We start from the raw sequence: 24477 nt of genomic DNA, 5'->3' as shown, positions 1-24477 counted from the left end.
AATGCTTTGTCGTGTGTTTTAAACTTATTCTTCAATAACTTTTCGAGGCCAATCTTGTGAAAGAATTCTTTAAACAAGATAAGACCCGCATCGGAGGAAAGATCGCCTCCATTGAAATTTATTTTAAGGGATTTGTTGCAATCAAGAGTGCTGTCGAGTACACTAATCATAGGACTTCTCCTTCGTTTAGTTTTTTGTTTTAGCACCTTAATTCTATCAAGGTAGAAGTCCTTTTTCTATATCTAAGGCCTTCACTTATTAGATGAAATCTAAAAATATGCAAATCCCACAAAAAATGTAGTTGTCATGCAGCTTTGACCGCAATTAGGAATTATTCTGTGAATAATTCAGGATTATGGGGAACGATATTTGATATAGAGGGCGGATTCGTCATAGTGTGATACACAATTTCAAATAGAAAGAGTCCCACGGTATCAAAATCTGTACCGGAGACTCTTTTTATATTTCTTTCTCATGTTATTCTTTATTGAAATTCCAATGTTATGTCAGGTGTATCTTCCTCTATATAGGATTTATAGTAGTCTACCGCGCTTAGCTCTTCATCAAGAGCAAATGAACCGAACTTGCGATACACACCGTTTGAGAATGATGCAAGATATTCTGCCTTGTACAGTTCGCAGAATGGATTAAAGCATCTTACGTACATTGGCATTCTGCACTTAATCGTTGTTCGGAGAAGGATTATGTTTTTAGAGTGATAGTCTTTCTCGGTGGGCGGCATCAGGATATTCACGGTACTAATACCGTAGTCCTCATGATTATTGAATGTCATACGAAACTGTTCTTCGAAGTAATGAAACTCCATTCCTGTTTTCTCATAAAGGTTTCGCATCAGAATGAAAACACCGCCTGCATCCCTTAGGTCTATTAATGTCTTTATTGTCTTATCAGGATTATCCAGATACATTTTGCAAAAAAATTCCTGTTCAAAAAAGAATCTTGGGTCTGTCTTCAAAAGGTCCTTTAATTCCTGTTGTTCTTTTGAATTCATCTAAATACCTCCCAAAAGATTGATTCATGAAAAGATTATACCTAATTCCGACTTCTTTTTCGCGGTCATTCTTGTTTTTAATCTCGTTCACGCTTCCTTATTCTTTTAATTTTCTTTATCTTTCTATTATCAGTTATCTCCTGTTCGAAGAAATACCGGCTCATCACATAAAGCGCTACCGGCATGAAAGCATACACGTTATGAAATAATCCGAAGAAGATCGGCATTGCCAATATCAAACCAAAGATACCGTGATAGGCTTTCGCTATCCCACTTACGATATCGCCACAGCCGGTCTCTTCCTTTTCTCTTGTTACTTCTGTCATTCCGGCAATAAGTGTTTTGATTGAAAACACCGTCATTACCGATCCTAAAAATAAATTTTGCATATTTTCTCCTGTTTACTTTACCTGAAGCTGAAGATTGTTCTTGGTGTTATTAACCAACTCTACGATTCGATTTAATGGTTTTTCTTCGGCTCTCTTTGTTTCCACTGGCTTAAATACATCTTTATCCAGAATTTCAAAATCCTCAATTAATTCTTTTCGTGGGAATGTCTGGCTGAAGTGTGAGTGTTCTGTGAGCTTTTTGGAATCGGATGCCGCAATGGACTTAGGTGATTCATTGCAATCGATTATTTCTTCTAAATCCTGCACCAAAGCCCTGTTCTTTTCGTTCTCATTAGTCCTAAGCTGGTCATTCCTTCTTTTGTTAGATGCAGAAGAAATCTTCTCTATCAATCCCTCCGGATCATCCTTAATGTACTCTTCGTTAGAATAGAATATTCCGTTGGCCTGAGGAGATGCAGGAGAAAGATAATGGATTCCCATGCAGTCAAAGAGATAAAGTTTTCCGTCCAACTCATAGAACACCTTTCCGTCGTGCTCATATTTTGTATTGATAATAGTCTGAGTGGTCATTTCGTACCTCCATAGTTGTTTCTAAAAATATTATGAGAGGGGATATCTCGGATAACCGTTAATTTGGCGTCAAAATAATATAATATTTTCAATGCCGAAAATTATCTTGTGGCGGTAACCGCCATACGCATATTTGCATTTTAAAATGCAATTGCAGTTTAATTTTTATTGGATGTTGAATAAAGTCGGATTCATACTCAAAACGGGTCCTTTTATAACCACCCGTTTTTACCGCATAAGGCTTATATATCAATGGTTCTTAGGAATTTTTGGGTGACTAGAAATATTAATGTTGTTTTAGCGATATCTAGTCATTAAAAAACGCCGTTGGAGCCTTATATATCAACGGTCTGTAGGTATTTTTCGATGACTAGAAATGTAGAATGATGTTTTAACAATATCTAGTCATCCAAAAAAGCCGTTGGAGCCTTATATATCAACGGTCTATAGGTATTTTTCGGTGACTAGAAATGTAGAATGATGTTTTAACAATATCTAGTCATTAAAAAACGCCGTTGGAGCCTTATAAATCAACGGTCTGTAGGTATTTTTCGGTGACTAGAAATGTAGAATGATGTTTTAACAATATCTAGTCATCCCAAAACACCGTTGGAGCCTTATGTATCAATGGTCTGTGGGTATTTTTTGGTGACTAGATATTTTTAATAACAATAGTCTAGTAATATCCTATATAATATTGCTGCCGAAACCTTACACATCAAGGTAAAGGACACTTCCTTTATTGGACGATTAAATTAATCCATTAAAAAAGTGCCTGCAGAAAATCCGCAAACACTTTTCAAAATCCATATTTTCTATGATGAAATCAGGGATTCACGATCCAATCAATCCTTGTCGGAATCTATCACATCTGCATCCAGAAGCTTCTTCCAAGCTTCATCGATATTCTTATATTCCATATGAGTCTCAGGGTTCACATCCTGCATGATGAAAGCAGAAATATCTACGTCGGCATCTGCCGTGAAGTATTTTCCATCTACTGCTGTAAAATCGTTTACTATAAAAGTGTCAAACAAAGTTGAAGTCTCATTCAGCTTTTCATCTTCGTGATCTGTTCCTTCGAGGGTTCCCATGAATCCGAAATAGTAGACAGATTTCTTTTCTGTTGAATCACTCTTTTCGACCTTCATCAGTTTAAAATCACCTACTTCATCACCAACGGACAAGTCATTAAGGGATGTTCCATTCTTCATAAGACGCATTGCCTCATATGCTCCGTCCTTGCCACTGATAGTACCTTTTAACAACGGTACTTCAACTTTCACGAAAACTAATGAATCGAATGCGACGTTGGTTCTTATAGCAGGATCCTTTGTCTTTTCAGCACCTGGATCAAGTGCCATAAGGTAATCGGGATCACCTTCTCCATCGTCGCTGGTACCCTCTTCTCCGTCTGGTCCATAAAGAATTTTATCAAGTTCATCCTCGATGATTGTTGCTGCATCATTGTCATTTGATTTACCGGCAACTACTGAGAAGATGTTTTCTGATGTGAATGTAATTCCTCTGTATCCGGCCATTGCACCTGTCATAGAACATAAACCCATTATTGATATGCCACCTATGATACCTAATTTCTTTATAATCTTCATGTATACAATCTCCTTTTCGGTGTTATAGTGCTTTTCACCATCAAAACAATTATGGGGAATGTTTTGGGGTTATTAGTATTTTTTAGAAAATTTCAAAAAAATCCCCCTAAAGAGACTTTGGTTATTTCCATTGTCTACTTTAGAGGGATCAAATCAAAATTAGAATCCCATATTTAGTTATGTTTTATGGAACGAGATCATCCATGTCATCTGACATATCATAGAGCATATCCGGGTCTATAAATCTGTTATCCCCGTCAGATTGACCAGAATCCCATTGATCTAAATTTTCTTCGAGGTTTGAAGCAGGAGATATGTCTTCATACTCAAGAACATTATAGTCATTGTCGTTAAGACTTTTTTCTATCTCCTGTTCCCTTATCCCGATATTTGCCAGGCATTCCTCAAAGAACACGGATTCGTTTCCATCAAGCGATACGGAATAAGGTACGTGTTCATCTCCCATTTCATCAAAATAAGAAAGAGATAATACTCCGTCCTTGGATATCTGGAGAAAACAGCCAGCGTCTTTTGCGTGTTCTTCTAATTCTTTAATCTTGGGAAGAATATCTTTGAATTCTCTATTGAGCATTCGGTCTACTGTATGAGAAACATCATCAAGTTCTTCCCTCAGCTTATTTGTGTCTTCGGGTGAATAGAGATCACCTTCTATATGTGTCTCATTTACATCATATACGAAGTTTTGATGATAGTTTCCTTCGCTGTCGAGGGTTCTGTCGCTTGTAACGATATTTAACTGTAGTTTATGAGCAAGTCTTAAACCGTCATCTCTCACCGCTGTCTTTCTAAGATTTTTCTCTTCAATATTCCATTCATTCATATCTTTATACTTCACTGGTGTCTCGTTAAATTTCATAGCTTCCCTGTAGTCTGTTTCGTATTCTCCCAAAATTAGTTCTTTGAATTTTTCAGGTTCAGATATCCGATACTTCTTTACGAGGTTCTTTGCATCTGTCTGAGATATCCCAAGCTGGACCATTCGGACGCATTCCATCTTCCGTATGGTATTAAGAACATCCCTAGCGGCTGTATCGAACATTTTCTTCTGTTCGTTAAATTCCTTTTTAAGATCTTCCGGTATAGCCGGAGTCGGTGATAGATCGATACCCAATGTGGTTTTGAGAAATTCATTCACTAATCTTAGAAAAGGATTTCTTATTCTATGAGTCGATTGTGCGTCTCGGTATTTCTCTATTTCCTTTTGGAGCTCAAGTTGTCTATCTAGCGATGTCTGTATCTTTTCGCTGCTCTGGATTGCGTGAAATATATCATTGTAAGATAGTTCCACATTCTGTACTTTTGCCATTATTTCTTTTTTCCTTTTTAGAATGTATTTTAGATTCATTCTAATTATGCACGGGGATTTTGGCTTATTAGTAAAAAAAGGTCAGGTTTCTGACCTGGCCTTTTTGAGTATATTCTGTTTTCTTTTTATAAGCTTTTTCTTGTAAGCAGCTCTTGGCTCGCCATCTTTCCTGTATAAGTCTAATATACTTATTTGACCTTCACAGCTGTAGTTACGAAGAACAGCAAAATTGTCCTTAATATCTTTAGCGGTATCCATTATACTTCCTCCGGATTCCTTTTCCTTTTTTAATATAATTATGGCTAGGGATCATCTAAATAGACTCCTGTTTCTTTCTTATGCTAATTTTTTTGAGTTTTTACGCCACTTGCCCGGGGATTCTCCGAAACGCTCTTTAAACTTCCGTGTAAACCAGCTTCTGCTCTGGAAACCACAGCTTTGCGCTATCTCATCGGATGTAAGTTCAGATGATAAAAGCATATTTGCTGCCTGCTCCAGTTTCATTTCAAGCATCTTCTTTGAGAAGGTCACACCTGTAATCATCTTAAATCGGAAACTTAGATAGTCAGGATTGTACCCATATTTTTCAGCAACTTCGGCAAGTGTGCATTCATTATAATGATCCCCCATATATTTCATGAGTTTTCCAAAACGATTCTGGGAAACCATAGTGCTGTTCGGAACGATCAATGAATTTTCTCTTGCACGGTCAAGCTCAGTCACGATTGCAACCATCAGAAGATGTGTCATAAAATTCCCTTTCGTATTCGAGGCGGGAAACCCACAGGCTTGCCTGTGGGATGAACGCCTTTATCCGGTTTTTTTCTGTTCTATAAGATAGTTGCCACGTATATCCAAAAGTCTGAGGTTTTTATATCCCACGGATGCATTTATATGTGTTCCGTCCAACAGTCTTATATCCATACGTCCAGTTGAACGCCTTCCAAAGATAAAACATACCTGGTTCTTCCATAACACCTTGTCGTACAGTCTGAACCCTTTTACCTCGTATGGTGCCTGATTTCTCTTACGTATACCACCTTTGTTGATGGTGCATTTGTGTATCTGCCTATTGTGGCAACGGACCTTTTTGTAATAGTATACAGTTCCGTCACCTACAGCTTTGGGGTTTCCGCTTATGCACCGGGCATCTACGTGGTGATCTTTCGGAAGCCCATTTTCTATGCGGATGTTTTTGGTTATATACCCGTAGGTATTCTTTACGCTTGGATATATGGCTTTAAGTTTCTCGTAAACCGCCCATCGCATTATTCCCATGAACGCAGCATCTCTGAAACTTATGCCTCTGTGTATCGTCTTTGGGAGTTTTACCGTTCCTTTATGATACCCTTTATGGCAGGTCTCACATAATGTGATAAGGTTATTTGGTGCATCACCGCCTGTTTTACGGCTTTCTATGTGGTGTACGTTGAGAATCTTGTCTTTAGATCTGCCTTTACAGCACTGACAAATATGATCGTCACGGAATAAGACATATTCACGGACATTCCAAAAGTCTGTCTGCTCGCCATTCTGATAGTTCGTGCCGCTGATGTCAGGATTTTTTATCTTCTGTATGTCGAATGATGCTGTCTCAACAACGATATCCGTGACAGGAAGTATTTTATGTACTTTTGCTATCATCGTTACATGAGAGTCTGCTTTTCTGCTTTACAGAAGGTGCTATCCAACCGTCCAATCGTCTTCTGTTATCGAACCGAGCCTTGCGGTAGCGTGTCTTTCGGTTACGCCTTGAACGTCTCAGTTCCCTGCGGGCAGAAATCAAGTCAACGATATCGTTACGGAGCTCCACGTTGGCTTCAAATAAAACCTTATCCTTTATGGTCGCAGAGATGCCGATATGCTTACTCCCGCTGTCAATGCCTAATGTTATCTTCTGTGTATGGTTAGTACTGTCATACATCAGCTGTATCGTAAAATGACACTTTTTAATAACCTTCGCCTTACCTTGTTTTAGAAGAACGCGCACTTTGGAATAGTTTTCCGTAGGCATTAAAGGCTGTCCGTTTTTGTTGAGTACGTAGACCATTACATATCCTTTCTGAAATCCACAAGGGATTTAATCACTCGCCCCAAAGGGCGGTAGGTGTACCATCGCCAATGTTAATGAGAGGTTTTTTTTCTGCATCACTGTTCCTATACCTCAGAACTGTTTAAACACAGACCTCAGAGCTACAGACTTGGTACTACATCCGTAGGTGACTATATATTCTCTCTTAACGTAGCCCGTAAAGGACTTAGGCTACTCACCAAGGGTTATGGCTTTACCGCAACCCCAAGGGCTTGCCCGTGGGTATTAGTGAGTTTCTCGTGATGAGAATCGTTTAACTTTAGTTCCTGTTCCAATGCATTAAAGGCAATCAATAGTTATCGGCCTCATGCGCCCACGTATCTCACATTCTTCAGAACGCTCTATGTGCTTTAAAAGTACTTCGCTTGGTAGTTCCGATGCAATCTTTTGGGTAGCCTTATATAGATTCGGATATAAAACAATCTCATCAATGTACTTGTTTCGTCCGCTCTGTTCTGAACCAAAGAGGTCTCCGGACTTTCTTAGATACTTCAAATCTCTTTCAGCTATTTCAAAGCCATCGTCTGTTTCAAGTAGCGTTTTTATATTCTCGTTTTCAGTGTCTTTAGACACCAGTACGCAGAATGATAACTTATCTCCTCTTCCGACACGGCCTCTTAACTGATGTATCTGAGATAAACCGAAGCGCTCCGCATTCATTATTAGTATGAGGGTTGCATTTGGAACATCAACACCTACTTCGATAACGGTTGTCGAAACAAGAATATCGACCTTTCCATCATGGAAATCATTAAGTATTGCATCGGTCTCATTGTTAGAAGTAACACCGGTCATCTCCTCTACTCTGTAATCAGGAAACATTTCCTGAAGCTTTTTCGTTGCCTTTTCCGTGGAAAGTACACCTTCTGTGGTTGAGCCCTTCTTCCCGTCTACAATCATAGGGCAGACAACATATATCTGTTGGTGAAGATCCAGAATTTGCTGAATATATTTCTTCAGGTGTATGCCATTATCATAAAGCGTTCTTACACCCTTTCTGTTCCCAGGCTTTTCTTTCACGCTGAAGATCTTTGTAGTATCACCGTATATTGCTGTTGCAAGGGTTCTTGGGATGGGCGTAGCCGACATACCGATATAGTCAATGGACTTCACAGCCTCGCGCTGTTCCACTCCAAAACGGTGCTCCTCATCTACAATGGAAAGCCCTAACCGTTTAAAACGAAGGCGGTCTGACATAATGGAATGGGTTCCTACTATCAGTTTACAGTTACCATTTGCTATCTCTCTAAGCATCTCGTCTGTTTCGGACCCCTTCTTATTAAGAGTGTCTGAAACGATAAGTGAAACGCTCATGCCTGTGCCTTCTATCAGACTGCAAAGCTTATCATAGTGCTGTTTTGCAAGTATCTTTGTAGGGGCAAGGAGAACAGCCTGAAAGCCGTTTTCCGCAGCAAGGAGCATTGCGAGGAACGAGATTATGGTCTTTCCACATCCAACATCGCCCTGTACAAGCGCATTGACATAATTCCCCTGCATCATTTCATATTTTATTGATTCATAGGCACTTCTCTGTCCGCTTGTCAGTTCATATGGAAGTGATGCTATTATCTTTTCTGTAAGCTCGCACTTTGTGATCTTGATTCCTCCTGATGGAGTATCTCGCTTCTCCAGTTCCATCCTTCCCGCAAAATTAAGGATGTCATTGAAGAGAAGACGTTTCCTTCCTTCTACAGCTTCTTTCATTGTTGAAGGGAAAAGAGCCTTTCTCACCGCCTCATTTATCTCATCAAGATTTAATCTTGATAACAATTCTTCCGGAAGAGTATCTTCCTCTCGATCCTTTAGTTTTTCTTCAAGGAACGCCCTCATTTTTTCTTCGGATATACCTTTGATTGAGCTTAGGACCGTTTTTACCACCATATTTTTCTCGACATCCATTGTGAATGTATCAGGTGATACTATTGAAAAGCCCTTGTCTCCGAATTGCGGATTATAAGATAGTTCGCCACCGATAAGTACATCACACTGCAAGGTCATCCAATAGGAATAAAGCTTCTCTACTCTCTTTGTGACAAAGAAGTTCATAACACCAACGTGGTAACCGGTCTTTTTATCAATAACCGTGCATCTTAGCCATGCGGCTCCCTTACTGCTTGTGCCGGTCTTTACATCGATTATTCTTCCAATTATGGTCACATGGCAGCCATTAAGCTCCCGTGAAACTCCGGTCTCCACGGTATTATCCATGTAATGAAGTGGCAGAAGTCTATGGTAATGGTATTTATTTGTGATATGGTTCTTTTCTAATGTATTTAACTGGGCCTTGGTTAATTCCCAGGGAAAAGTCTTTTTGGCCATAAAGAGTCCCCTCCTGTTATTACTACACTAATTATGGTAGCTTTTTAAAAGGAGTTTTTGTTGCTGATAGGATTTTTAGAACTGTAGACTGTAGAATTTTTAGTTACCGTCCAGCTCCCAGAGTTTAGAGTATAGAATTCTCAGCTGACCGGAGTTATCCCGTACTTCTGACGGAGTAAGATTGTTGTGAACAGAATGGAAATTAAGAAGTCGGTTTACCTGCTGAATACCTGTGATTATATCCTGTCTTCTTCCTGACTGGTCTGATGAAATCAAACTATTCTGTGCCTTGTTTTTGAATCGTTTTGCTTGTTTTTTCTTATAGTCTTTCATCTTTTTTTCGTATCCAAAGTGATTTATTCTCTTTTTATTAAAACACATACTGTATTCAGGATGCAATATAGTGTTTGTATAATGTGGGTAGCTTTCTGCAGAGAACCTGCCACGATAAGAACCGTCCCCGGTGGGTTATGCTCTAGGCGTAGCTGTGTACTCCCGGAAGCAGGGTATTCACACCGATATATGTAAATATTACGCATATAAAGCCTATGATGGAAAACCAGGCAGCCCGTTTCTCTTTCCATCCGCTTCTGAGTCTCAGATGAAGATAGATAAAATAGATAAACCAGGTAACCAAAGACCAGGTTTCCTTCGGATCCCAGGACCAGTAGCTTCCCCAGGCATTTTCTGCCCAGATAGCTCCGGAGATCATGCAGAAACTAAGGAATAAAACGCCTAGACTTACAGCTCTGTAGCTTATGAGGTCAAGCTTCTCACCGGAGGGCACGTGTTGCTCAAAAAAAGCATTGGCAACTGATCTTGTACGAAGGAGATACATGATAGAAATGGCAAAGGAAACTCCAAAGGCACCATAGGCTATGATGGCAGTGGATACGTGGAATCCCAGCCAATTGCTCCTGAGTGATGGCATGAGCTCATGTACCTCTTTACTCTGCATTGCGGCATAACCTATCATCAGAAATATCACAGGAACGGAGAAGGTAGCCAATGCCTGAAACTTGTATTTGTATATAAAAATGATGGACACAAAGCATAAACCCCAGGCAAATGCAGACGCAAACTCATACTGGTTGGTGAGGGGAAGTCTTCCTGCATTTATACCTCTTATAAGCATCACAACAGTATGGAGAAGGAAGCCTGTAATCAAAGTTCCGTTTCCTAACTTTGTGACCTTAAGGTTTTTGAACACAAAGAAAACAAAAAAGAGGATCATGCTGACAAAATATAAAAGCATGGCCACCGTAAACAAGTTGTTTTCTAAATTAAAAAGTGTTTCACTTTTCATAGTTATTTCCTTTCAACTTCGCCTTAACTCTGTCAGCAAAAAGAATTCCGCTCTTACCGCCGCTTCCAAAGACCAAATATCTATCACCCTCCTGTTTCAACCATATTTTCTCCGGCTGAACATACAGAGAAAGGAATAATCCAAAAAGAAGAACCACACCACCCAAAAGTACAAAATAAGTGAAACCGTCCTTTTTGATCTGGATAAGCGTATAGTTTCTCGGGTTGTCAAATGTCACGGTATATTCGTCTATGGTCAGCTCTTCACCTTCCATAAGTGTGTTCATCCCAAGTACCGAACCCTGGAAATAAACAATATACAGATATGCAGGATTATTGAGTTTGGAGCTCAGGGTCAAGGGACCCTTTTCTCTGTCGTAATGATAATCGGGATAAAATGCCATGAATCCGATCTGCAGATCCGTTTTATTAGATACAGTCACATAATTCCCTGCTTCTACCGCTTCTTCCTGGAGAAGCTCGCCGTTTTCAAGTATGTGCATGTCTGCAGCCCATCCAGTGGAATTCTGAAAGAACTTCATTCCAAACAATGATGCAGGAGCATTGACAGAAACACTGGCACTTTCCTTTGCACCCGTTGCTGCATTTCGAACTGTGATATCCGAGGTGTACTGTTCCACCGTATCATCAGCTCTCAGACCGATGTTAAAATCATCAATCTGAAGAATATAATCCGTATCTCCAATCTGTTTTGCATCTCCCGGAAGGCCATAAACGGTATACTCCACTTTAGTCATCTGCCCAAAAGAAAATCCCAGTATCAAAAGAAGCACTCCTATGTGAGTGATAAGCGGGCCTAAAAGTCCTGCCTTATGTCTGATTCCAACTATATAACTCTGCTTTGTTTCGGTTTGCTTTGTTTCAGATTGCTTTGTTCCGGATTGCCTCGAAAAACCCAGACTTTTCAGAAATGCCTCCGGGTCTTTTGAAAGTCTTCCGATATATTGCGGACTGCTCTCTACTGAGACATTATTTGAAATGCTGTTTTCATCCGGAAAATCTCCGAAGCTCTTCCACCTTTTTATAAGTGCCGGTGTCCTTAATATGGAGCAGGTAAAGAGATTGAGGCACAGGATGACAGTAAATGCCACGAACCACCAGCTGTGAAAAACATCGTCAAGACTCAGTGCCATTATCAGCCCCGCTGTTCTGTCGCCATATTGCTGCTGGTATAACTTCATGATCTGACCTTGTGGTATCACAGAACCTATGACACATCCGATGATCAAAAGTCCCAGTAAGACCAGGGCAAGCTTCATGGACGAAATGAATTTGTAGAATTTTTTAAAACCGTTCATATCCCATCCCCAAATTTTTACATACATAAGTCCTACGCATTGCTTCGCTTACGAACTTTCAGAATGCAATGTAGCCTGATGCAAGACTTATGCTCTAATTATACAATAAGAGAGGAGGAAAAATCCTCCTCTCTTTAGATATGCACTGAATATTAGTTTAAGTCTATCAATAAGGCGCTATAAGCATTTCTCTTGGAAATCCATCATACCTTGTGAGCCTGTATCTTCTCCATTGCCTGATTAATCATTTCCTCTGAGGTATCCAGACACTTATAAGCAAGCTCACTGTTGTGTGCGCCCTCTGCATTCTCAACGTAATCCCAGTCAAAGTACCACTCGGCATCACTGTAAATCTCACGAACTTCGTTTAATTCATCCTCTGTCCACTTGCCGCTCTGATTTGCTTCAACGAGAGCCTTCTTAAGCTCTACAAGCTTGTCCCCGACCTCATCCTCACGGGCATGAACCTTCTCCTGGATGCCGTGAACGAATTCAACCATATCTGTACTTCCATGGCACTGAGCACAACTCTCAAGAAGGGTCTTACTCTCCAATGGACTTACAAGCTCATGTGATTTATAGGTACTTCCATCAGCTCTTGTAACTGTTTCCATGTGACAGTCAGCACAGCTAAGCATCTTTCCATGCTTTCCTAAAAGGAATGTCTCGAATTCGGGATGCTGAGCCTTGAGCATCTTGGCGCCTGTAGATTCCTGTGTCCAGTCGGTGAAGCCGATTTCCTTATAGTACTTAAGCTCCGGTTCAGGTCCCATGGTATCGAGACTGCTGTAAGGAACTGTACATTCAAGGATCTCCGGCTTGAAATAGTATTCTGTATGGCACTGACCGCAGGCAACATTCGCTGCATGGATGGAGCCAACATTATCACCAAGCGCGTCTGCCATATACTGATGGGTCACTGTAAGCTGTCCCATGGCTTCGTTATTGCCATGACAGTTATAGCAGCTGATGCCTTCATTCAGGGAGGCAAAAACCTCTTCGAAATCCTTGGTATAAGCATCAACACCTATATCATTGACCAGCTTGGTGAAGTTAACAGTCTTACAGGTAAGACAGTTGGCCTTTGCATGAGGTCTTGCCGTTTCATGAATGTCATCAAGATCATAGTAGTGGCCTCTGGCACTCTTATAGTCTTTTGCAAAACCATAACCTTCATAAAGTTCAACCAGATAAGGATCCTCTACGAGATAATCAGTCTGATAATCATGCTTGCTGTTCAGCTTTATTGAATCAACGATATCCGGAAAGACCTTTGCCCACTCATCTGCAGAAATGACTCCGTCCGGATTCGAAGCTTTCGGCGTCATTGCTGCCGCCTCCTGTTCAGTTTTGGCAACCTCCTGCTTCGGAATACTCATCTTGTATAGGTTTACAATTAGCCCGAACAACAGAAAGGGAACTGCCATGACTACCAACCAGTAATCTTTTAATAGCTTTTTCATGATAGACCTCAACTTTCCTAAGCCTACTATATCTTCAAGAAATCAATAATACTCAACAAGAAAAAACACGATCATTTTTGTGCGCACCAAAAAAAGCGGATACTTACACTTATTTACAGTTTAAACCAAAGGAATGATTTTTTCCATACCTATCGACACCGAAATTTATTTTTATTGTACTCCGTTAAAGTTTGGTCCGGTTAAGCTATGACCTGTGCCTGCTTACCATTTCCCGGATGATCTGTTATTCCTTTAGCATTTCTTCCAGGGCCTTCTTATATATTTCTTTTCTCTCCTTCTGACTGTGCATCTCCTGACGGATCCGGTTTCTGAGTTTGCCCATTTCGTCATTTATCTCGCCGATATTTTCAGGCAGACACTTTGAAATCCTATCCCTAAGGTATTGTGTGACGAGTGGACTTTTTCCGCTGCTGCTGGCTGAGACCACAACATCTCCCTGCCGGTAGATTGCCGGAAAAATAAAACTGCACTTTTCTTCCTCATCTACAGCATTTACAAGTATTCGTTCTTTTTTGCATAGTTCGGAAATGTGAGCATTGACCTCCCCATCCCCGGTGGCAACAATCACCAGAAAATAATCCCTTGATTTTAACAAAAGATCCTCATCTTCAAACTCCTTTTCTTTCAGAACCGCAGCTTTAGGAAATTCATGTTTAAATTCCTTAGCTATCACAAAAACTTTAGCCCCGTAGGACAACATGGTTTCTGCTTTCCGAAGTGCAGTGGCTCCGCCTCCGATTATGAGAACCGCTCTGTTCTCCAGATTGATCATTATAGGGAAATATGCCATTCCGGTTTTCTCTCCTGTCGTAAATCTTTTCATCTATTGCTGCCGGTTAAGCCGCAATAATATGTCTTTAGATCGTTCCCTCGGTAAAATACTTCATCCCGATTTTCTTCAGTTCCCTTACAGTCCTTAGCTCCACATATTTTTTATGGAGAATGTTTTCCTTTAACATATCCATTATGCCATGGTACTCATCCTCGGTTTTTGCATGAAGCATGGTGTAAAAGTTATAATCAAAATCCGGGTCCTTTTCCCTTAGGTAGCAGTGGGACAGATTCTGACAGGAAAGAAGCTTATCCGGGAGCCGGTCTATGTCCTCTTCCCTTATATCCCAAACTACCATAGAGTTTATACTGTAGCCGACTTTATGATGGCTTAGCGCTGCGGATATCCTCTTCAACCTTTTTTCCTCATTAAGCTTCCCGGTCATGCGGAGCACATCCTGTTCTTCCATGCCGATTTTTTCACCTATGACTTCAAAAGGTCTTGAACATATAGGGAACTGTTCCTGAAGCTCACGAATCAGGCGGATTTTCTCAGGGGTAACCTTCGGAAGATGTTCTCCCACATCTTTACCCACCTCCGTAAGATTCGAGTCTCCTGTGATGTCGGTCATAAGTGCACTCTTTTTCACAGAATCGATTCTGACACTTATCTGCGGGTCTGTAACCCCGCTCTCACTTTGTATCTCCTCTTTACCATCGAGATCAAACAACACCTTAAGCTTGAACATCTTAGTCTTTTTAAAGACATAGATCTTTTCCACTAATCCGCTTTCCCGTATCTCAGAAAGAATGCGGGTTCTGTCTGCTTCATCTTTTGTCGATACTGTAAACCACCCATTTATTCGATGGTCTCTCAGGTAGTTATGAGTGATACAAGGATACCTGTCCAAAAGTTCTTTGTATAGTTCAATGTTTTCTTCCTGCACCACAGCTCCGCAAAGCGCAGACTGATATCCAAGAGACCCAGCATCAAAGAATCCTGATATCCTTCGAATGATCCCCGACTCCTTCATACTGTTGATTCTTTCGAGGACTGCTTCTTCCGTTAATCCCACACTGTCTGCGATCAGCAGGAAAGGCTTTTCCGTCAGACTGATACCATTTTGGATTTGTTGAAGTATAGCTTTGTCTGAATCATCAAAAATCATTAATAATTCCTCTACCAATTCTTTTTAAATATCAGTATCAGCCCCAACGATTCGGATCAATTATGCTCACTCACTGAATTCTACCTATTACATATCACACACATACGTGAAAATATGTCAATCCGTAAAAACCTTTCTTTCCTCCGCCGTCAGATAGCAAGCCGGATCCATTCCCCAGAAATCTCCGCTTACGGTTTCCGCTCTGGTTCTAAAATTACCGTTACAGCAGTTCAGCCAGCAGCAGGCTTTACAGGTTTCCGGCAACAGCCCGTGTCTGTCCTTAAGCCCTGCCTGTACTGGATTTTCGGTTGAAGTCCAAATCTCCCCAAAGGGCTTTTCCAGAACATTACCGAAGGTATGCTGAGGCGAAAACTGATCGGGATGAACATTACCTAGATAGTCAATGTTTCCGAAAGCCATGCCGGATCTATTGCCGCCATTCATCTTAAGCATCGACAGGATATACTTTGCCCGCTCCGGATCCTTATCCCTGAACTTGAGATAAAGGTAAGGTCCGTCAGCATGATTGTCCACCATCAGAACTTCCTTTTTGAGACCTCTCCTGTGAAAATCCAGTGTCCTCTCGAAAATAAGATCAAGAACCGCTCTGGTCTCTTCAGCAGTCAGATCCTCATCACGTATAGCCGACCCTCTGCCGGAATATACGAGATGATAGAAACAGATACGGTCAACATCCTCTTTCTCCAAAACGTCAAGCATATCCCCAACTTCACTGTAATTCTCTTTATTTATAGTGAATCTGAGTCCAACACGCTGCCCGACGGCCCGACAGTTTCTGATGCCCTCCATGGCCCTTTTATACGCGCCGTCAACTCCCCTGAAGAAATCATTGGTCTTCTCAAGTCCATCCAGGCTGATGCCTACATATCCGACTCCGATGTCTTTTATCTTCTGCGCAGTTTCCCGATCGATAAGCGTGCCATTGGTCGAAAGTGTCGGCCTGATGCCTCTCTTTGCGGCATGCTCCGCAAGAGTAAAAAAATCTTTTCTTGATAAAGGTTCTCCTCCCGAAAAAAGGATCACCGGTACATGAAAATCCGCAAGGTCATCTATAACCTTGAGAGCCTGTTCCGTAGTAAGCTCTCCTTCATATTTTTTGTTTTCCGAACCCGCATAGCAGTGTCTGCATTTTAGATTACAGCTTCTAGTATAATTCCAGACCACCACCGGACCTTTGCCCTCTGAAACTCCGTTACGTTGTTCGGCAGCCCCCTTTTTATAGCGAAGCTCATCGCCAAAATAAGTACCGTCAGTCAGCATCCTGGTAAGACTAAGCATTGGACTTCTCCTTTATCCTTCCGTAGGCACAGTAAGGATCCTCCGCAAGGATGTCTCCGTTGTTGTAGTATGCGGCTCTGGCTCTGCAGCCACCGCAGGAATCTTTGTATCCACAGTTTTCACAGCTTCCCTTGTAATCCTTGGTTCTCAGTTTCCTGAACAGGTCGCTGTTTTTCCAGATATAATCAAATTCTTTTTCTCTAATGTCTCCGGCCTCCTCAAGCATGTACGCGCATGGACGCACCTTCCCCACCGGACTTACGATGCAGTAGGTGAGTCCCGCAAGACAGCCCCTGGAAAATCTCGGACTTACCTTTACATCCAGTTGCTTTGCGACTCTCATGAACTGCGGTGCACAGGTCGGCTTTATGGTTATGGGAACCTCATTCTGCTTCAACATGATATCCTTAAGCAACTGCTCGTAGGCTTCCACCTGAACCTGATGATCCTCAATCATTTTTCCTCTTCCAACAGGTATAAGGAAGAATATGTAAACTGCGACAGCTCCAACCTTCACACCGAAATCAACGATGTCGAGGATCTCGTCTCTGTTCCAGTCCATAACTGTTACATGAAGCTGAAACGGAAGTCCCAGCTTCCGACAGTTCTCTATGCCCTCCATAGTTTTTTCATAGGCTCTGTCATCCCCTCGGAATTCATTATGCTTTTTGGCATCCAGGCTATCCAGACTTATGCCCATGGCACCAGCTCCGGCATCCTTTAACTTTTCAACCACTCCCTCAGTGAGCAGTGTACCGTTTGTTCCGAAAACAGGACGAAGACCCTTCTCCTTTGCATAACTCACAAGTTCAAAAATATCCGGCCTGGTCAGGGCTTCTCCGCCACTGAATATCATTATCCTGAAACCGGCTCTTTGTATTCCGTCAATGAGCTTCTTTGCTTCATCGGTTGTCAACTCTTCAGCCTTTTTATCACCAGCATCCTGATAACAATGCTTACATTTAAGATTACAACTATTGGTTGTCATCCATGAAACGATCACGTTAATCTCCTTTTTGAGCCGCTTATCATATTTCACTAAGATAAAATTCTGATCGGCTATTCAACAAATGTATATTTCACCGTGAAGTTTTGACACACTTCTTCCGGTCTGCATGGCTAATGTTTCATATCTTTCAATATGACTTCACTTATTCCCCCTGCAGTATATTCCCCTGCCATCAGGAAGTCTCCGTCATAGTGTTCCTTAAGTTTTTTCGCAGTGCTTGGCCCTATACAAACCGGCACAGTTCCATCCGAAAGTGAACAAAAAGTAAAAAATGCTTCAACACCTCTTCCGCTTCCAAATATCACGTAATCAGAATCCACTCTCTTTTTAATATCTCCGGCAAGCTTATCAGATATCAGTGTTCTGTATATCGGTACATCTTCAAAATCTATTCCGCCCTTTTCAAGTTCCTCCGAAAGAGCCTCTGAACTTATCTCTGCTCTCAGAAGAAGGCATCGATCATTCTTTCCGAGATGCTCCGCAAGCTCACGGCCAAGCACCTCCGCAGTATATTCCGACGGTACAAAATCCGTGTGGAATCCATGGGCCCGAAGGTCTTCATCCGTCCCTGAACCAATGCAGGCGAATTTCAGCTTCATGATTGAACGCAGATCTATCTGACTTTCCATTAGATATGAGAAGAATGCCTCGATCCCGTTTCTGCTGGTGAAAACTATCCAACTGTAGTCTTCGAAGTTTTTTGGCATCTTATCAAATAAAAACCTGACTTCCATTGTGGTCATGGGAACAAGCTTTGCTTCAAGATTCTCAAGTGCCTTACACTGGATATTCACAAATCTTTCAGTACCGGTAACAGTAATGGTCTTTTTTTCTGCATCAGACCTTAGATCCATTCCCGCAACCGGACCTATAACTATGATCCCCGGGGTCAATGCCTTTCCCTCGCACACATCCGCTATATCGGAAAGCTTACCATCAAAACGCTGCTCCTCTTTGCAATAAGCTTTTGACAATACGCTTACCGGAGTATCCTCCGGCTTCCCATACTCAATCAGTTTCCCACATATCTCTCTTAGATTCCTTATTCCCATAAGGAATACAAGTGTGCCGGGATTTTTTGCAAGATTCTCCCAATCCACTCTGATTTCCCCATCTTCCATTGTATGGCCGGTGACCACAGTGAAAGATCTGGCAACGCCCCGATGGGTTACAGGAATTCCGAATCTTTCGGGAACAGCAACACATGATGTTACACCGGGTATGACCTCATGGCGGATGTTTTCTTCCATGAGGGCAAGGATCTCCTCGCCGCCTCTTCCGAAAACGAAACTGTCCCCACCCTTAAGGCGGACAACATTATTTCCTTCCTGCGCTTCCCGGATCAGTATACGGTTGATCTCCTCCTGAGGAAGACTGTGCTTTCCGGATCTTTTCCCAACATATATTCGTTTTGTTTTCTGAGGAATCCGGGAAAGAACTTCCATCGCCAGAAGATCATCATAAACTATGACATCAGCATTACTTACAGCATCAAGACCTTTTAGGGTTATAAGCCCTTCTCCGCAGCCTGCTCCCACAAGGGTAACCTTACCTGAACGGTTTCCGGTTAATTCCCTTACCATATCATCACAAACACTCTTATGGTTCTTGACCTTACCTGTCCGCTCGCATTTTTTGCCCCTGAACATAGCCGAAATACGAACTTCTTCTCCGTCTATCTCTGCATGTGCTCCCACGGGAAGAGTGCAGTCCGCTTTCATTCTGCTGAAAAGATATCTTTCTATCCCGAATTGAAGCTTCGTTACCGGATCTGATATCCTGTCAAGAAGCTCCACGATCTCTTTATCCTTTTCCCTACATTCAACGGCAATCATCCCCTGGCAAACGGCAGGGATGCACTCCCTGATATCAAGCCTTCTAATGTCATATTCCTGTAGATCCAGATCCAGTCTGTCCAGCGCTGCTGCCGCAACAACTATGGCCGTGTACTGACCCTCACTTAATTTTCTGAGTCTCGTGTCAACATTACCACGAAGGTTTTCGAAAACCGCCTCGGGATAAAGTTGTTTTAATTCACTTATCCTTCTGGGGCTTCCGGTGCCTATGACCATAGGTTGTTCAGGTTCCGCGCCCTTTAGAGTCACAAGGCAATCCCTTGCGTCACCTCTCTTTGGCACGCCGCCTATCACTAGCCCCTCTTCCAGATCGTAGGGAAGATCCTTTGCGCTGTGAACAGCAATGTCAGCATTACCCTCTATAAGTTCCGTCTCAAGAGAACGAATGAAAAGCCCATTCCCGCCTATTTTGGATAATGCATCCTTCTGATTATGATCCCCTTTGGAGTGAACCACCTTGATCTCATAATCTATATTTTGTTTCTTAAGAAGCTCACAAACTATGTCTGTCTGAGCCAGGGCAAGCTTGCTTCCTCTTGTCGCAATGATCAGTTTTTTCATAATGTCATGTTATCAGTCGAAATGATTTTAACCGATATAGTTTTTAACGAGTGGATAAACACGATTATAGGTTACTGCGGCCAGAGCACAGATTATAAAGTCCGGAATGACAGTGCTCAGAAACCACACCTCTATCAGGGCAATTACGCCGATGGATTTTCCGTTTGTGAGAACATAGTTATACATTATGAAATAGTATAGAAGCCCGAAGAAGTAGTAAGTCATCTCACCAAGAAATGCCGCCAGTATAAGCTTTCTCATACCTTTTCCACTCTTGCTTTCAGTAACGAGGCCGCTGATCCAGGCTGCTGCTATGAATCCGATTATAAATCCAAAGGTTGGCTTCATCATATACTGGATACCTCCTCCATGTGCAAAAACAGGAACTCCCATAAGTCCGACCAGCACATAAGCAAGCACGCTGTAGAAACCATTTTTGCTGCCGAGAAACATCCCGGCCATAACAGCAAAAAATATCTGCAGTGAAAATGTTACCTGCCATATTCCGATGGGGAGCATGATCTTTATAAATGCTCCCACAGCCATTAGCGCTGTGAAAAGCCCACAAAAGACAAGTGATGTCGATTTAGTCATAGTTAGATTCTTTGTCATTTCCTTTCCCCCTTGTTTCCCCAAAAATTAACTTCCCAGATCTGTAAAATAATAGATAAATTATATCATGTATTAGTTCTTATTTCTATCAAACCAGGAACACACGAATATTATCTCAGATTATTTTATTGCTTTGATTTCAGAAACCGCCTTGCGTCTATGATCATGTGCCTCCTTCGTCCTAACATACCTTTGAAAACAAAAGCTGAAACCGCATTGCGAAATATTAAAAAACGTGTAAAAATAGACGATGAAGCAATTATTCGACTTTTTGTTACGATTTTAGGAGGACTACATATGACATTCAATGAACTAGTTGAAAAAGTACGGAAGCTTTCTGCTAAGGCTGATGTTTCTAATCAAGATTTTATTGCAGTCCAGATAAACATTACCGGAAAGGAAAGCGGTGTTTTCTATGTTGAAGTTAAGGATCACAAAATAAATGTTGAGCCTTATGAATACAATGACAGGAACTGCGCAATAACAATGAGCCTTACGGATTTCAATAAGCTTATTGACGGAAAGCTTGATCCCGTCGCAGCATTCACCGTAGGAAAACTTAAGGTAGATGGTGATGTTGGAAAAGCTGTAGAATTCTCAAAACTGTTAAAGCAAAAGAAGTAAATATAAGAGTAAGATTTCCTCACCGTGAGGACTATAAACCATATCCTGACGGTAAGAAGAGATACTGTTTTCTCACAAAAAGACCGGACTGAGACATGTGCTCTTTCCGGTCTTTTTATTATGCAGTTTTCTTTTTATCAAAGAACTGAACAATGTTAGCACATGTTTTTATGCGCTCTTTTAATTCCTTTTCCAATTCTTCGTAAATACCCCCGTCAAAGTACTGCGGTCCCATGAGATCATAGATCATGGAAGCTCTCGGGGCGTCCATCGAGCCATAGTATGCAAGAAGTTTCTGATATTCATCCAGCATTTCTTCGCCCTGTCTTCTATCAAAGAGTAATAATCTCTCTTTGAGCGGGAGTATAGCTCGTACATGGATAGATGTAAGGGTGTGCCATTTGAAGGCGAAAGCATAAGTGCTCTTTGCTCCTCCGGTTTCAATGTAAGCTTCGGGTAATCCGGAGCTTTCCCGTCCAGAAGATAAAGCTGCACTCCGCCCATTGCTTCCGCAATAATTTCATACCCGCGTCCTTTCGATACCTTACAGAATTCGCATACCATTTCTATGATATTGTGAGATCCACATCCGGCAAAACACATTATGTTTTTCGGATGTACCACACAGTTAGACGGGTGATGGTCTTTCTTTCCCTGAACTCGCTCGTGAAACGGACAATACGTCCAGTACGTGCTGTCCATTGCTTCGTATGACAGGGAACTTATGTCAAGACTTTCCACAGGTCTGCCGTTAGCAAAAAGCTTCATCCCGATATGGAATGCAACTATCCTTGCATCGGCATCCTGCATCAATCTTTTTATGTCAAGATGCATAATTTACTCCTCCTTCCTTATGTAATTTATTCACATTAATTATGGTCGGCGTTATTTGAAATAAGAGACATTATAAGAATTAATTGTTAACTTTGATGAAATTAGGGTAAAATCATTGCAATAAGGGCAGAGCCAATTTATAATTCCACTTGTGTTTCACAAACTTTTGTATACATTTTAATTTTTTGAAATATACTGATAGAAAAAGAAAAGCTATCATAATTAATGTAAAGAGTGGTACGTGCAATATACTTATTAATGCACTTTTGCATAGGTAATGGGGAGGTTTTTATGGTATCTGTAACGGTAGATAACAAAAAAAGCGATGAGCAGGGTAAGTCTACATGCAGCGTTCAGGTGTCATCAAAGACAACGATTTTCGAATTATCATCAGAAATCGCACAGTCATGTGACGGATTGCTTGAACAGTATTATAAGATCCTTATGGCACAGGAACAGAAGGGAAAAATCGAACCAGGTAAGAGCGACGAGCTTTTTGATGCTGTCTTTGATCATGTAGCAGAAACCCAGTCTAAAATGAGAAAGGCCATGAGAAGAAAGCGTTCAACAGTAGCTGTTCAGGAAGTCACTCCTGTAAGAAAACTTGGATATTGAATTCTCAAAAAACAAAAATCATCCGTATCCGTATTAATGGATACAGATGATTTTTTTATGAAGCACTGGCGGTGTCCAAGTACGATTACGATACTACTTATACAACTGTTCAAGTTCTATATGTTTTATCTCATCGGTCTCTTCTGCGGCAAATCCTGCCCTTGAAAAGAATACATATTTATAGCAATTAAGGTCAGTGCTCTTAATCTGGCTGATCTCTTCATCTATGACTTCTTTAGATGTCTTCCTTTTCCTGAATTTCACTTCATAAAAAACATACCCGATCTCATCCTGTGTAACGACATCAAATTCCCCGTTAGTGCGTGTCTTTGGATCATCATAATAATACTTTCCAATTTTCTCGATAACAGGTTCGATATTTCCAAGTCTGTTCTGTCTTATAAGATACTGTCTGCAGATTTCTTCAAACTTGTGTGGCACATACTTTTCCTCAAAATCCTTATCAATGTATTTGTCATAAAATACATCCGGATCCATGATCTTAAGCTGAGACAAATGCTTGAAAATATACCTGAAATAGAAAAGCGATAGGTTGTCACAAATATAATATCCCGCTTTTTTCTTGTTTTCTTCATCGTTGATAGGAGCTTTCTTTTCGACAACTTCCATCTTCATAAGTTTCTCAAGAACATCTACCAGCGTAGGTCCACTTGATACATGAGACTGAGAAAGAATATCGCTGTACTTTGAGAACCCTCTGGCAAGTGCTGTGAACACTTCATTTGCATTGACTATTTTTGAAATCTCTGCGTTTAGATACATGGAAACCTCATTTTCCAAACGTGCTCCCGGTGATGCGATTAGGTCTATGATGTTTTCCTTCACGGTTTTCTTATCATCAACAAGTCTATTGAAGTATGGAATCCCTCCGAATACTGAGTATATTCTGACCTTGTCTTCTAAAGACATGTTTGGGTAGAACAATGATGATTCATAATAATCCATCTGTTTAAGATCTATGACCAGATCTATTCTGCCGAACAAGGGATTAGAGTGCTCCAAAAGAGACTTCATTATGTCTACATAGGAACCGAGAATTATGAGCTTTAGCCTTGATGTTTCCCGATATTTATCCACAAGCGACTGAAGTATACTATCAAGTCCTTTTATGTTTTCCCTGAGGTAAGGATACTCATCCAATACGAATACAATTTTTTCTTCCCTTGCAAGGTTAAAAACGTAGTCCATCAATTCATCAAATGATGTATATCCCAATTTGGGTAATCCTTGTTCTTCCGAGATCACCTCACAAATACTCTGCACATTACTTGCTTCTGTCACCTGCTTGCACTCGTAGTAAATACTTTTAATACCTGAGTATTTAATCGCCTGTTTTACAAGCTCGCTCTTTCCCACTCTTCGCCTTCCATATATGAGTGTCATCCTCATGTCATCAGAAGACATTTCTTTATGTAGTTTATCTAACTGCTGTGTTCTTCCATAGAAATTCATTTTACTCGGTTCCTTTCGACTCGGTTGCTCCCGAACTATAATAATTATATGAAAGGTAAGTTCTTTTGTAAAGTTTTATTCGGTATGTTCCGACTCGGTCGTAGCCGAATAATCAGTGCCAATATTTATTTTAAGATAATTCAAGCTTTGATGATGAGCCGCCGCACACTCGTGACTACTACTATAAAGATGGTCATGAAACATAGCAGCCAGTTATGAGCATGGCCATCTTGTTGCTTAGGCTGTAGAATGATGGGGCAATC

At 41.1% G+C, this 24477-nt stretch carries 25 protein-coding genes; 2 read left to right on the top strand and 23 right to left on the bottom strand.

Going from position 1 to position 24477, the window contains the following annotated elements:
• The 21 genes from G625_RS23510 to G625_RS0111855 all read right to left on the bottom strand — a co-directional run.
• On the bottom strand, positions 1–170 hold a 170-nt coding region (locus tag G625_RS23510; protein WP_198014890.1), incomplete at its 3' end, for a transposase.
• A gap of 314 nt (positions 171–484) precedes the next feature.
• Positions 485–1012, bottom strand: a complete 528-nt coding sequence (locus G625_RS0111945) for a hypothetical protein (RefSeq protein ID WP_029201302.1) — start codon at positions 1010–1012, stop codon at positions 485–487.
• 77 nt (positions 1013–1089) lie between these two features.
• Positions 1090–1401: a hypothetical protein gene (locus G625_RS0111940; RefSeq protein WP_156885113.1), complete on the bottom strand. Its 312-nt coding sequence runs from the start codon at positions 1399–1401 to the stop codon at positions 1090–1092.
• 12 nt (positions 1402–1413) lie between these two features.
• A complete protein-coding gene (locus G625_RS0111935) occupies positions 1414–1932 on the bottom strand; it encodes a hypothetical protein (RefSeq protein ID WP_029201300.1) in 519 nt (172 codons plus the stop codon).
• 845 nt (positions 1933–2777) lie between these two features.
• Positions 2778–3545: a hypothetical protein gene (locus G625_RS0111930; RefSeq protein WP_029201299.1), complete on the bottom strand. Its 768-nt coding sequence runs from the start codon at positions 3543–3545 to the stop codon at positions 2778–2780.
• Between the two features lie 184 nt (positions 3546–3729).
• Positions 3730–4872 (bottom strand): hypothetical protein, encoded by a 1143-nt coding sequence (locus tag G625_RS0111925; protein WP_029201298.1) that lies wholly within the window; start codon positions 4870–4872, stop codon positions 3730–3732.
• A gap of 81 nt (positions 4873–4953) precedes the next feature.
• A complete protein-coding gene (locus G625_RS22470; RefSeq protein WP_156885112.1) occupies positions 4954–5130 on the bottom strand; it encodes a hypothetical protein in 177 nt (58 codons plus the stop codon).
• Between the two features lie 78 nt (positions 5131–5208).
• Positions 5209–5622, bottom strand: coding sequence for a helix-turn-helix domain-containing protein (locus tag G625_RS0111915; RefSeq protein ID WP_029201297.1), 414 nt, complete (start codon positions 5620–5622; stop codon positions 5209–5211).
• 60 nt (positions 5623–5682) lie between these two features.
• Positions 5683–6516 (bottom strand): RNA-guided endonuclease IscB, encoded by an 834-nt coding sequence (gene iscB, locus G625_RS19705; RefSeq protein ID WP_256377644.1) that lies wholly within the window; start codon positions 6514–6516, stop codon positions 5683–5685.
• Entirely contained in the window at positions 6497–6922 is a 426-nt protein-coding gene (locus tag G625_RS23185) for an RRXRR domain-containing protein (RefSeq protein ID WP_256377643.1), read from the bottom strand. The genes iscB and G625_RS23185 overlap by 20 nt, the downstream gene beginning before the upstream one ends.
• Before the next feature lie 321 nt (positions 6923–7243).
• On the bottom strand, positions 7244–9283 hold the full coding sequence (locus G625_RS0111905; RefSeq protein ID WP_029201296.1) for a DEAD/DEAH box helicase: 2040 nt from the start codon (positions 9281–9283) through the stop codon (positions 7244–7246).
• Between the two features lie 99 nt (positions 9284–9382).
• The gene (locus G625_RS0111900; RefSeq protein WP_029201295.1) at positions 9383–9616 is read right to left on the bottom strand and encodes a hypothetical protein; all 234 of its coding nucleotides are present in this window, start codon (positions 9614–9616) and stop codon (positions 9383–9385) included.
• A gap of 142 nt (positions 9617–9758) precedes the next feature.
• Positions 9759–10589 carry a c-type cytochrome biogenesis protein CcsB gene (gene ccsB, locus G625_RS0111895; protein ID WP_029201294.1) on the bottom strand — a complete coding sequence of 277 codons (831 nt, stop codon included), beginning with the start codon at positions 10587–10589 and terminating at the stop codon, positions 9759–9761.
• A complete protein-coding gene (locus tag G625_RS0111890) occupies positions 10579–11907 on the bottom strand; it encodes a cytochrome c biogenesis protein ResB (RefSeq protein WP_029201293.1) in 1329 nt (442 codons plus the stop codon). The genes ccsB and G625_RS0111890 overlap by 11 nt, the downstream gene beginning before the upstream one ends.
• Positions 11908–12110: 203 nt before the next feature.
• Positions 12111–13370, bottom strand: coding sequence for an ammonia-forming cytochrome c nitrite reductase subunit c552 (locus G625_RS0111885; RefSeq protein WP_029201292.1), 1260 nt, complete (start codon positions 13368–13370; stop codon positions 12111–12113).
• A 244-nt stretch (positions 13371–13614) separates the two neighbouring features.
• A complete protein-coding gene (locus G625_RS19700) occupies positions 13615–14214 on the bottom strand; it encodes a precorrin-2 dehydrogenase/sirohydrochlorin ferrochelatase family protein (RefSeq protein WP_084152879.1) in 600 nt (199 codons plus the stop codon).
• 34 nt (positions 14215–14248) lie between these two features.
• Positions 14249–15331: a siroheme decarboxylase subunit alpha gene (gene ahbA, locus G625_RS0111875; RefSeq protein WP_029201291.1), complete on the bottom strand. Its 1083-nt coding sequence runs from the start codon at positions 15329–15331 to the stop codon at positions 14249–14251.
• Between the two features lie 117 nt (positions 15332–15448).
• Complete coding sequence (locus G625_RS0111870; RefSeq protein ID WP_029201290.1) at positions 15449–16630, bottom strand: radical SAM/SPASM domain-containing protein; 1182 nt, start codon at positions 16628–16630, stop codon at positions 15449–15451.
• On the bottom strand, positions 16623–17633 hold the full coding sequence (nirJ2, locus tag G625_RS0111865; RefSeq protein ID WP_029201289.1) for a putative heme d1 biosynthesis radical SAM protein NirJ2: 1011 nt from the start codon (positions 17631–17633) through the stop codon (positions 16623–16625). Before nirJ2 ends, G625_RS0111870 begins: the two co-directional genes overlap by 8 nt.
• Positions 17634–17749: 116 nt before the next feature.
• Complete coding sequence (gene cobA / locus G625_RS21380; protein ID WP_049895875.1) at positions 17750–20056, bottom strand: uroporphyrinogen-III C-methyltransferase; 2307 nt, start codon at positions 20054–20056, stop codon at positions 17750–17752.
• Between the two features lie 27 nt (positions 20057–20083).
• Positions 20084–20668 (bottom strand): biotin transporter BioY, encoded by a 585-nt coding sequence (locus G625_RS0111855; protein WP_029201287.1) that lies wholly within the window; start codon positions 20666–20668, stop codon positions 20084–20086.
• A 297-nt stretch (positions 20669–20965) separates the two neighbouring features.
• Here G625_RS0111855 and G625_RS0111850 point away from each other — a divergent pair, with 297 nt between their 5' ends.
• On the top strand, positions 20966–21292 hold the full coding sequence (locus G625_RS0111850; protein ID WP_029201286.1) for an SCP2 sterol-binding domain-containing protein: 327 nt from the start codon (positions 20966–20968) through the stop codon (positions 21290–21292).
• Positions 21293–21538: 246 nt separating this feature from the next.
• Here G625_RS0111850 and G625_RS0111840 read toward each other — a convergent pair whose 3' ends face one another.
• Positions 21539–22126, bottom strand: coding sequence for a hypothetical protein (locus G625_RS0111840; RefSeq protein WP_029201285.1), 588 nt, complete (start codon positions 22124–22126; stop codon positions 21539–21541).
• Positions 22127–22417: 291 nt separating this feature from the next.
• Here G625_RS0111840 and G625_RS0111835 point away from each other — a divergent pair, with 291 nt between their 5' ends.
• Positions 22418–22741 (top strand): hypothetical protein, encoded by a 324-nt coding sequence (locus G625_RS0111835; protein WP_029201284.1) that lies wholly within the window; start codon positions 22418–22420, stop codon positions 22739–22741.
• A 93-nt stretch (positions 22742–22834) separates the two neighbouring features.
• On the opposite strand, the gene G625_RS0111830 is transcribed toward G625_RS0111835, so the two are convergent.
• On the bottom strand, positions 22835–24214 hold the full coding sequence (locus G625_RS0111830) for an ATP-binding protein (RefSeq protein WP_029201283.1): 1380 nt from the start codon (positions 24212–24214) through the stop codon (positions 22835–22837).
• Between the last annotated feature and the right edge of the window lie 263 nt (positions 24215–24477).

This window comes from Oribacterium sp. NK2B42, assembly GCF_000424445.1.
Lineage (GTDB): Bacteria > Bacillota > Clostridia > Lachnospirales > Lachnospiraceae > Oribacterium.
This window is presented reverse-complemented; position numbering and strand designations above follow the sequence as displayed.